Source organism: Frigoribacterium sp. Leaf44, assembly GCF_001421865.1.
GTDB lineage: Bacteria > Actinomycetota > Actinomycetes > Actinomycetales > Microbacteriaceae > Frigoribacterium.
In genome coordinates this window covers 1,054,711-1,064,037 of the sequence record NZ_LMLG01000001.1, presented here as the reverse complement: position 1 = coordinate 1,064,037, position 9,327 = coordinate 1,054,711, and the positions used below count along the sequence as shown (strand labels likewise).

Here is a 9,327-nt window from a genome sequence, read left to right as displayed (position 1 = left end):
GGTGAAGCGCTCTCGACCGTGGGAGCCCCGACATGACGAAAGCCCCGGCCGAGGCCGGGGCTTTCTGTGTGTGAGCGATACTGGGATCGAACCAGCGACCTCTTCCGTGTCAGGGAAGCGCGCTACCGCTGCGCCAATCGCTCATGTCTCAACGAACCGAGAACGAGTTCTCGAATCGCACTATTCAATTGCAACATCGATTCTAGACCTAGGCCTGGATCGAATGGAGGTGGAGACGGGATTTGAACCCGCGTGAACGGCTTTGCAGGCCGGTGCCTCGCCTCTCGGCCACTCCACCATACGAGTAGCCCCCCAGAGGGAGGCCACCAGTCGGTGGACCACCCTCTGGTGAGCATTACACTCGAGCGGATGACGAGATTCGAACTCGCGACCCTCACCTTGGCAAGGTGATGCGCTACCGCTGCGCCACATCCGCATTTCGCTTTGCATTTCTGCGTGCAAAAGAACAATACCCACACCCTGGGGCAGAAACCAAATCGAGGGAAGTTCGTGTCTCGATCGGTCGCGGGGCAGCTCACGAGAGGTGCCCCGGCGACCGGCGGAATGGCGTTCGAGCCCCGCGATGCACTAGCATCGTCGAGTCCCACACGGGCGATTGGCGCAGTTGGTAGCGCGCTTCCTTCACACGGAAGAGGTCATCGGTTCGAGCCCGGTATCGCCCACCACGACCATCGAGAGGCCCTGCATCCGCAGGGCCTCTCGTCGTTCCCGGACCGAGATCCCCGATCCGGTGCTGCCGCCGGGGCATCGACGCCGCCCGCTCCCGAGACGTGGCATCCTCGGCCCATGACCGACTCCCCCGCCTCCCGTGCGTCCACGACCCACCCGTCGCCCGTTGCCGACGCCGACTGGTGGCGGCAGGCCGTCGTCTACCAGGTGTACCCGCGGAGCTTCGCCGACGCGAACGGCGACGGGATCGGCGACCTGCCCGGCGTGACCTCGCGCGTGCCCTACCTGCAACGGTTGGGGGTCGACGCCGTCTGGCTGAGCCCCTTCTACCCGTCCCCGCTCGCCGACGGCGGGTACGACGTCGCGGACTACCGTGACGTCGACCCTCGCCTGGGCACCCTCGACGACTTCGACGAGATGGTCACCACCCTCCACGCGGCCGGGCTCAAGGTCGTCGTCGACATCGTCCCCAACCACACCTCCAGCGATCACGAGTGGTTCCGTGAGGCGGTGGCGTCCGAGCCCGGCAGCGCCGCCCGTGCCCGCTACGTGTTCCGGGACGGCCTCGGCGACGACGGTGCCACTCCCCCGTCCACCTGGGTGTCGAACTTCGGCGGTGGCGCCTGGACCCGGTTGCAGCGCCCCGACGGCACCCCCGAGCAGTGGTACCTGCACCTCTTCGCCCCCGAACAGCCCGATCTCGACTGGAGCAACCCCGAGGTGCGCGCCGACTTCGAGCGCACGCTGCGGTTCTGGTCGGACCGTGGGGTCGACGGCTTCCGGGTCGACGTCGCGCACGGGCTCGCGAAGGACCTCACCGAACCCCTCCGCGACGCGGCCGAACGTCAGGTCCTGCCGGTCGACGGCAGCGACCCGCTCTACGACCGTGACGAGGTGCACACGATCTTCGAGGGGTGGCGCCGGGTCCTCGACGAGTACGACCCGCCCCGGAGCGCCGTGGCCGAGGCCTGGGTGCAGCCCGAGCGGGTGCCGCTCTACGCCCGCCCCACCGAGCTCGGCCAGGCCTTCAGCTTCGCCCTGACGCGCGCCGACTTCGACGCCGACCAGTACCGGACCATCATCGCGTCGACCCTCGAGCAGGCGGCCGTCAGCGGGGCGACGAGCACCTGGGTGCTCTCGAACCACGACGTCGTCCGTCACGCCACGCGCTACGGCCTGCCGAGGGGGCAGGACCTCGACGCCTTCGTCCTGAGCGACGGACGACGTCCGACCCTGAACCCCGACGCGGGTCTCCGTCGGGCCCGTGCCGCGACATTGCTGATGCTCGCCCTGCCGGGCTCGGCCTACGTCTACCAGGGCGAGGAGCTCGGCCTGTTCGAGGTGGCCGACCTGCGCCCCGACCAGTTGCAGGACCCGGTCTGGACGCGTACGGGCCACCGGCGCAAGGGCCGTGACGGCAGCCGGGTGCCGTTGCCCTGGGACACGAGCGAGCCCGCCCTGGGTTTCGGCGACCACGCCCCGCACCTGCCGCAGCCCGAGTGGTTCGAGGACCTCGCCGTCTCGGTGCAGGACGACGAGGACGAGTCCACGCTGTCGATCTACCGGCGCGCCTTGGCGCTCCGTCGAGAGCTGCAGCGGGGTGAGGAGTTCGCCTGGGTGGACGACGCCTCGGACGAGGTCGTCCACGTCGCCCGCCACCACGGCTGGCACGCGCTGACGAACTTCGGCGGCGGCCCGGTGGACCTTCCCACCGGCGCGCGTGTGCTCGCGTCCAGCGAGCCGCTGCAGGACACGCTCGCCGGCGTCACCGAGGTGCCGGGCGAGACCACGGTCTGGTTCTCGCTGACCTGAGAGCCGGGCCCGGTCGCACGAGGCGACCACCCGCAGGAGGCGCGGTGCGAGGGGGTCTCGCACCGCGCCTCCTGCGCTCTGCCGCGGTGTGCGTGGCCCGCACGCGGAACGGCCCCGGTCCGAGGACCGGGGCCGTTCGTCGTGCGGGGTGGGTCAGGCGCGCGAGTTCTCGAGGACGTAGCCCTCTTCGCCGTGCAGGGCGAGGTCGATGCCGGCCACCTCGTCCTCGTTCTTCACGCGGAAGCCGATGGTCTTCTCGATCACGAAGCCGATGACGAAGGCCAGGACGAACGAGTAGAGCATGACGGCCAACGCCGACAGGGCCTGGATGCCGAGCTGCGTGAAGGTGCCCGAGAAGATCAGGCCGGTGTCGTTGGCGAAGATGCCGAGGTACAGCGTGCCGATGAGGCCACCGACGAGGTGGATGCCCACGACGTCGAGCGAGTCGTCGAAGCCGAGCTTGAACTTGAGGTCGATGGCCAGGGCGCAGACGGCACCCGCGACGACGCCGAGGACGACGGCCCACCCCGGGGTGAGGGCGGCGCAGGCCGGGGTGATGGCGACGAGACCGGCGACGGCACCCGAGGCGGCGCCGACCGAGGTGGCCTTGCCGTCCTTCAGCTTCTCGACGACGAGCCAGCCGAGCACGGCGGCGGCGGGGGCGGCGATGGTGTTGAGGAACGCCAGGGCGGCGACGCCGTCGGCGGCGAGCTCGGAGCCGGCGTTGAAGCCGAACCAGCCGAACCAGAGCAAGCCGGCACCCAGCAGGACGAAGGGCGGGTTGTGCGGCTTGTCGGCACCCTTGGCGAAGCCGACGCGCTTGCCGAGGACGAGGGCCAGGGCGAGGGCCGCGGCACCGGCGTTGATGTGGACGGCCGTGCCGCCCGCGAAGTCGATGACGCCCATGGCGGCGATCCAGCCACCCACCGTGTTGCCGTCGGCGTCCTTGGTGAAGTTGAAGACCCAGCTGGCGACGGGGAAGTAGACGACCGTGGCCCAGACGCCCGCGAAGATCATCCACGCGCCGAACTTGGCCCGGTCGGCGATGGCGCCCGAGATGAGGGCGACCGTGATGATCGCGAAGGTGGCCTGGAACGCGGCGAAGGCGATCGTCGGGTAGGCGCCGGTGGGGTCGAGGCTGTCCTCGAAGGCGGCGCCGAGGCCGAGGTTCGCGACGTCGAGGCCGAACAAGCCCTGGATGCCCACGAAGCTCTCGCTGCCACCGGGGATGGAGGTCGGGTTGCCGAAGGCGATCGCGTAGCCGAAGAGCACCCACAGGACGCCGATGAGGCCCATCGCCCCGAAGCTCAGCATCATCATGCTGATGACGCTCTTGGCCTTGACGAGGCCGCCGTAGAAGAAGGCCAGGCCGGGGGTCATGAGCAGCACGAGTGCCGCACAGATCAACATGAAGGCGGTGTTGCCTTGGTCCATGGGTGGGTCACCTCTCGAGTTTCTGAGCCAGGGAGGCACCGACGTCGAGGTCGACCGCGCGGGTCCGCGGGCTGTGGTGACGAACGCTCTCGTCCGGTGCGCCACCAGTGTCGCGGGGTGAGGTTTCCAGCCGTGTGCGGGATTGTTTCACCGATGTAACACGATTCGGGCGCAGGTAAACAACGTGTTTCGGCTCGCCCCGTACCGGGTGGGGATGTCCTCAGAGCGAGGTGAGCGCCACCAGGCGCGAGACGGCCCGCAGGTACTTCTTGCGATAGCCGCCGGCCAACATCTCGTCCGAGAAGACCTGGTCGAGGGGCGTGCCCGACGCGACGACCCGGATCTGAGCGTCGTAGAGGCGGTCGACGAAGGCCACGAGCCTCAACGCGTCGACCTGGCTGGTGAGGACGTGGACGTCACGGAGCCCGACCGCGTCGAGGTCGTCGACGAGCTTGACGTACTTGCTGGGGTGGACCGTCGCGAGGTGGGCGACGACGCCGTCGAAGTCGTCGAGCGACACGGTGCCGCCGAGGGAGGCCGCCGCCGCGTCGACGTCGTCGGCCACGTGCGCCCGGGCCTCGACCTCGCGCCGCCGGTAGTCGTTCCCGTCGATGCGGAGGGTGAGGAACTTGTCACTCAGCCCCTGGATCTCGCGGAGGAAGTCGGCGGCGGCGAACCGGCCCTCGCCCAGGGCGTTGGGCGGGGTGTTCGACGTGGCGGCGATGCGGGTGCCGTCGTCGGCCAGGTCGCCGAGCAGTCGGGTCATCATCATCGTGTCGCCCGGGTCGTCGAGCTCGAACTCGTCGATGCAGACCAGGGCGGCGCCCTTGAGCTGCGACGCGGCACCGGCGTAGCCGACGGCGCCGACCAGCGCGGTGTACTCGATGAAGGTGCCGAAGTAGCGACGGCCGGGCGTGCGGTTCCAGAGGGCGGCGAGCAGGTGGGTCTTGCCCACACCGAAGCCGCCGTCGAGGTAGAGGCCGGGACGCACGGCCGGGGCGGCCGGCTTCTTGCGGAACAGACCCCTCCGCGGGGCGTCGGCACCCGCGCCTCCGAACGCGGTCACGGCGGCTATGGCCTCGGCCTGTGAGGCGAAGTCCGGGTCGGGTCGGTAGTTCTCGAGCGAGGCCTCGGCGAACTGACGAGGAGGCACGAGTTGCGTCACGATCTCGGCCCCCGTGATCGTCGGGGTGCGGTCGGTCAACGACACGAGGGTGCTGACGGATTCGGGGGGCATGGGCGCGGCCTCGCAACGGTGTGGGCGGGGATCTGTGTCAGAGTCGTACGGTTCCCGGGCGACGGTCACGCGGCATGCGTAACCTCGACGGGGCCGACCAGAGGCGATCCTACGCCGCCGGGCGCCACCCGTCGCCCGACGTCGGCTCCACCCGACACCCGCACAAGGAGACACCATGGCCGTCGAGCACGACACGTCCGCCCGTTTCGGCGAGTACGCCCACCCCGAGCGTCTCGTCAGCACCGAGTGGTTGCAGCAGCACCTCGGCACCCCCGGGCTCGTCGTCGTCGAGTCCGACGAGGACGTCCTGCTGTACGAGACCGGTCACATCGCCGGCGCCGTCAAGATCGACTGGCACCTCGACCTCAACGACCCGGTGCAGCGCGACTACGTCGACGGCGAGGGTTTCGCCGCGCTGATGAGCCGCAGCGGCATCTCGCGCGACAGCACGGTCGTCATCTACGGCGACAAGAACAACTGGTGGGCCGCGTACGCCCTCTGGGTCTTCTCGCTCTTCGGGCACGAGGACGTCCGCCTGCTCGACGGGGGCCGCGCCAAATGGGAGGCCGAAGGTCGCGACTACACGACCGAGGCGCCCGCGGTCGAGGCCACCGACTACCCCGTCGTCGAGCGGGACGACAGCGTGATCCGGGCCTACAAGGACGACGTGCTGGCGCACCTCGGCAAGCCGCTGATCGACGTTCGTTCGCCCGAGGAGTTCTCGGGCCAGCGCACCACGGCTCCGGCCTACCCCGACGAGGGAGCCCTTCGCGCCGGCCACATCCCGAGCGCGCAGAACGTACCGTGGGGCAAGGCCGCGGCCGACGACGGCACCTTCCGGCCGCTCGCCGAGCTCGACGCCATCTACCGCGACGGCGCGGGACTCTCGGACGGCGACCAGGTCGTCGCCTACTGCCGCATCGGCGAGCGATCGAGCCACACGTGGTTCGTCCTGACGCACCTGATGGGCTTCGAGGACGTGCGCAACTACGACGGTTCCTGGACCGAGTGGGGCAGCGCCGTTCGCGTGCCGATCGTGCAGGGCACCGAACCGGGCGAGGTGCCGGCCCGGTGACCGACTCCGCCCTGCCCGAAGCGCTCGTCGACATCCGCGAGGAGTTCCTCGCCCTCGACGTGCGGAACCGTCTGCAGCTGCTGCTCGAGTTCTCGAACGAGCTGCCCGAGCTGCCGGCCCGCTACGCGGACCACCCCGACCTGCTCGAACGGGTGGTCGAGTGTCAGTCCCCCGTGTTCCTGTTCGTCGAGGTCACCGACGACCGGGTGCACCTGCACGCGACCGCACCGCGCGAGGCTCCGACGACGCGCGGCTTCGCCTCGATCCTCGCGCAGGGACTCGACGGGCTCACCGTCGCCCAGGTGCTCGACGACGTCCCCGACGACTACCCGCAGACCATCGGTCTGTCCGAGGCGGTGAGCCCGTTGCGGATCCGCGGCATGACCGCCCTGCTCGGTCGCGCCAAGCGCCAGATCCGCGAACGGACCGCCGGCGCGTGACACTCCGGGTGCTGCACGCCCTCGAGCGGACGGGCGACGTCGGGTTGGAGCTCGACATCGACGAGGACTCGACACCCGCCCGGATCCGCGAGCTGTACGCCCCACCCCGCGAGACCTGGCTGCGACTCAACCTGATCGCCGCGGTCAGCGGCGACGCCGCGGGTTCCGACGGCACCTCGGAGACCCTGAGCAACGCCACCGACCGCACGATCCTCGCGGCCATCCGCTCGCTCGCCGACGGCGTCCTCGTCGGCGCGGCCAGCGTGCGGGCCGAGGGCTACCGCGTGCCGAAGTCCTCACGACTCGTCGTCGTCACGTCGTCGGGCGACCTCTCGGGCCATCGCATGGACCCGTCGGAGGCCGGCCGGGTCGTCGTCGTGTGCCCCGCATCCGCCCGCGACCGGGTCCGTGCGACCCTCGGCGAGGAGATCTGGGCGGTCGCCACCGTGCTGACGGCACCGGACGACGACGGACGGTTGGAGCCCGCCGCGATCCTGCGTTGCCTACGCGACCAGCGCCTCCGTTCGCTCGTCTGCGAGGGTGGCCCCTCGCTCGCCGGACAGTTCCTGCGGGACGGCCTCGTCGACGAGTTGTGCCTCTCGACCTCTCCCGTCGTGATCGGCAGCGGCCTGCCCGTCTTCGGTCGCGAACGCTTCGACCCCGCGTCGCTCGTGCTCGGCCAGTTGCTGGTCGACGAGCAGAGCACGCTCTACGCGCGGTGGTCCGTCGACGGCGGCCCCGCGAGTCGGTGACGACCGAGCCACTCACCGATCGCCCGCTCGAACCGCTCGGGGTCGAGGTTCCAGAGCTTGGTGTGCCGGGCGACCTGGAACACCTCGAAGGTGACGAGATCGGGCCGCGCCTCGGCCAACGCGTGTGACGCAGTGGACGGGACGAAACCGTCGTCGTCGCTGTGCAGCAGCAGTACGGGCAGGTCGAGCTCGTCGGCCCGCGCGACGAGGTCGAGCCGGTCGAAGTCGATCGGCTCGGCGCTGCCGGCCAACCGACAGAGCAGGGGCGAACCCAGGAGGCGCAGCACCAGACCCTGGACGGCCCGCGGCACCCGCATGGCCGCCCCCTGGTAGGCGAGGGTCGTCCTCCAGTCGACGACGGGCGACTCGAGCACGAGGCCCGAGACGACGCCGCGCAGGGAGGAGCGAGTCGCGGCCTGCAGCACGAGCGCCCCACCCATGGACCATCCCATCAACACGACGGACGTCGCCCCGCGGTCGAGGGCGAACCGGATCGCCGCCTCCACGTCGCGCCACTCGGAATCGCCCAGGGCGTAGCGGCCGTCCGGCGATCGAGGCGCCTCTCCGTCGTTGCGGTACGAGACGAGGAGCGAGGTCAGGCCCTCCCGGTGGAAGACCGGAGCAGCCCGGATGGTCTCGGCGCGGGTGACCCCGCGACCGTGCACCCCGATCATCCACGGTCCCGCGAGGCCGGTCGTGGCGGGGACGAGCCAGGCGGGCGCCGGACCGACTTCGGTGGCGATCTCGACCTCGTCGCCCGTGAGCCCCGCGTCACGCGGCGTCGGGAACAGCCAGCCGCCGATGCGACCCCGGTGGGCATGCTCGAGGCCGGGCCCGTCGACACCATCGACGCGACGCACGACGGACCGGCCGTCGTCACGGACGACGTCGCCGACCCGGGCGTGGCCTCGGCCCCGGGCGTACCAGAAGCTGTAGCGACCGGGGAGGCGCGTGTCGGGCGTCGAACGGAGGGTGATCGTCCCGGTGACGGCGTCATGGGCCTCGACCCGCACGTCGTCACGTCGGCGGCGGGCGGGCGTGACGATCTTGCGGGCGATGGCGACGATCCCCGAGGCGAGGGCGGCGGACGACACCACCACGGTGCCCCCGACGACGATCGAGACGACGGCGACCGGGCCGACGCCCCGTCGCTCGGCATGTGCGGGGCGGTTCACGGGCGACTCCTCGTGCGGCGTGAGGTGGGGTCGAGGGTGACCTGTGGATCTGCTGAGCCGGGCGCGGCGTGCCGCGGGGGTCGCCCTCGGGATCGACCCTAGTCTTCCAGGGTGTCCGAGATCCCCCCGACGCCGACCCGGCCGCCCGCGTTCGCCGCGGCCGTCGAGTCCGTCCGCCGTGCCGCCGCGCGGGATGCCCTCGCCGTGACCGAGATCCCCGCCCCGAACGGCCTCGCTCCCCATGCGCTGGCCCTCGCCGGGGACGTCATCGGTGCGTCCGGCCGCCCCGACCCCGATCTCGGCACGGGCCGCTTCGTGCTGCTCTACGACGACGACGAACCCGAGGCCTGGGGCGGGCCGTTCCGGGTCGTGGGTTTCGCGCAGGCGCCCCTCGAGACCGAGATCGCGCTCGACCCGTTCGTGGCCGACGTCGCGTGGTCCTGGCTCGTCGACAGCCTCGACGCCCGCGGGGCCTCGTACGACCGGGCTTCCGGCACCGCGACCAAGATCCTCTCGACCGGCTACGGTGAGCTGGCCAGCCACGGCGACGGGGCCCAGCTCGAACTCCGGGCGTCCTGGAGCCCCACCACCACCGACCTGGCCCCCCACATCGAGGCCTGGAGCGAGTTGATCTGCACGCTCGCAGGTCTGCCCCCGACGGTCGAGGGCGTCACGCTCCTCGCCTCGCGGCGGGTCGGACGAGACTGAACCA

At 70.8% G+C, this 9,327-nt stretch carries 8 protein-coding genes and 4 tRNA genes; 6 read left to right on the top strand and 6 right to left on the bottom strand.

Going from position 1 to position 9,327, the window contains the following annotated elements; translation table 11 throughout:
- Window positions 1–71: 71 nt before the first annotated feature.
- From ASE87_RS04860 to ASE87_RS04850, 3 genes are all read right to left on the bottom strand, one after another.
- A tRNA-Val gene (locus tag ASE87_RS04860) sits at window positions 72–143 on the bottom strand.
- An 81-nt stretch (window positions 144–224) separates the two neighbouring features.
- A tRNA-Cys gene (locus ASE87_RS04855) sits at window positions 225–298 on the bottom strand.
- Between the two features lie 66 nt (window positions 299–364).
- Window positions 365–436 (bottom strand) — tRNA-Gly (locus tag ASE87_RS04850).
- 174 nt (window positions 437–610) lie between these two features.
- Here ASE87_RS04850 and ASE87_RS04845 point away from each other — a divergent pair.
- Window positions 611–686: transfer RNA gene (locus ASE87_RS04845), tRNA-Val, on the top strand.
- A gap of 121 nt (window positions 687–807) precedes the next feature.
- Entirely contained in the window at window positions 808–2,502 is a 1,695-nt protein-coding gene (locus ASE87_RS04840; protein ID WP_056226364.1) for an alpha-amylase family glycosyl hydrolase, read from the top strand.
- 153 nt (window positions 2,503–2,655) lie between these two features.
- On the opposite strand, the gene ASE87_RS04835 is transcribed toward ASE87_RS04840, so the two are convergent.
- Window positions 2,656–3,936 carry an ammonium transporter gene (locus ASE87_RS04835; RefSeq protein ID WP_055972632.1) on the bottom strand — a complete coding sequence of 427 codons (1,281 nt, stop codon included), beginning with the start codon at window positions 3,934–3,936 and terminating at the stop codon, window positions 2,656–2,658.
- 220 nt (window positions 3,937–4,156) lie between these two features.
- Window positions 4,157–5,173 (bottom strand): cell division protein ZapE, encoded by a 1,017-nt coding sequence (gene zapE / locus ASE87_RS04830; RefSeq protein WP_056226361.1) that lies wholly within the window; start codon window positions 5,171–5,173, stop codon window positions 4,157–4,159.
- 175 nt (window positions 5,174–5,348) lie between these two features.
- On the opposite strand from zapE, the gene ASE87_RS04825 reads away from it, so the two are divergent.
- The 3 genes from ASE87_RS04825 to ASE87_RS04815 are packed head-to-tail and all read left to right on the top strand — an operon-like array spanning window position 5,349 to window position 7,440.
- The gene (locus ASE87_RS04825) at window positions 5,349–6,248 is read left to right on the top strand and encodes a sulfurtransferase (RefSeq protein ID WP_056226358.1); all 900 of its coding nucleotides are present in this window, start codon (window positions 5,349–5,351) and stop codon (window positions 6,246–6,248) included.
- Window positions 6,245–6,688 carry a SufE family protein gene (locus ASE87_RS04820; protein ID WP_043592696.1) on the top strand — a complete coding sequence of 148 codons (444 nt, stop codon included), beginning with the start codon at window positions 6,245–6,247 and terminating at the stop codon, window positions 6,686–6,688. Before ASE87_RS04825 ends, ASE87_RS04820 begins: the two co-directional genes overlap by 4 nt.
- Window positions 6,685–7,440 carry a dihydrofolate reductase family protein gene (locus ASE87_RS04815; RefSeq protein ID WP_052505058.1) on the top strand — a complete coding sequence of 252 codons (756 nt, stop codon included), beginning with the start codon at window positions 6,685–6,687 and terminating at the stop codon, window positions 7,438–7,440. Before ASE87_RS04820 ends, ASE87_RS04815 begins: the two co-directional genes overlap by 4 nt.
- Here ASE87_RS04815 and ASE87_RS04810 read toward each other — a convergent pair.
- Window positions 7,398–8,615 carry a S9 family peptidase gene (locus ASE87_RS04810; protein ID WP_235472194.1) on the bottom strand — a complete coding sequence of 406 codons (1,218 nt, stop codon included), beginning with the start codon at window positions 8,613–8,615 and terminating at the stop codon, window positions 7,398–7,400. The two genes, ASE87_RS04815 and ASE87_RS04810, sit on opposite strands and share 43 nt — an antisense overlap.
- 111 nt (window positions 8,616–8,726) lie before the next feature.
- Here ASE87_RS04810 and ASE87_RS04805 point away from each other — a divergent pair, with 111 nt between their 5' ends.
- Window positions 8,727–9,323: a DUF3000 domain-containing protein gene (locus ASE87_RS04805; protein WP_055972617.1), complete on the top strand. Its 597-nt coding sequence runs from the start codon at window positions 8,727–8,729 to the stop codon at window positions 9,321–9,323.
- Window positions 9,324–9,327: the final 4 nt, after the last annotated feature.

Coding starts and splice junctions, on each gene's coding strand:
- ASE87_RS04840 (WP_056226364.1), top strand. CDS start 808: ATGACCGACTCCCCCGCCTCCCGTGCGTCCACGACCCACCCGTCGCCC.
- ASE87_RS04835 (WP_055972632.1), bottom strand. CDS start 3,936: ATGGACCAAGGCAACACCGCCTTCATGTTGATCTGTGCGGCACTCGTG.
- zapE (WP_056226361.1), bottom strand. CDS start 5,173: ATGCCCCCCGAATCCGTCAGCACCCTCGTGTCGTTGACCGACCGCACC.
- ASE87_RS04825 (WP_056226358.1), top strand. CDS start 5,349: ATGGCCGTCGAGCACGACACGTCCGCCCGTTTCGGCGAGTACGCCCAC.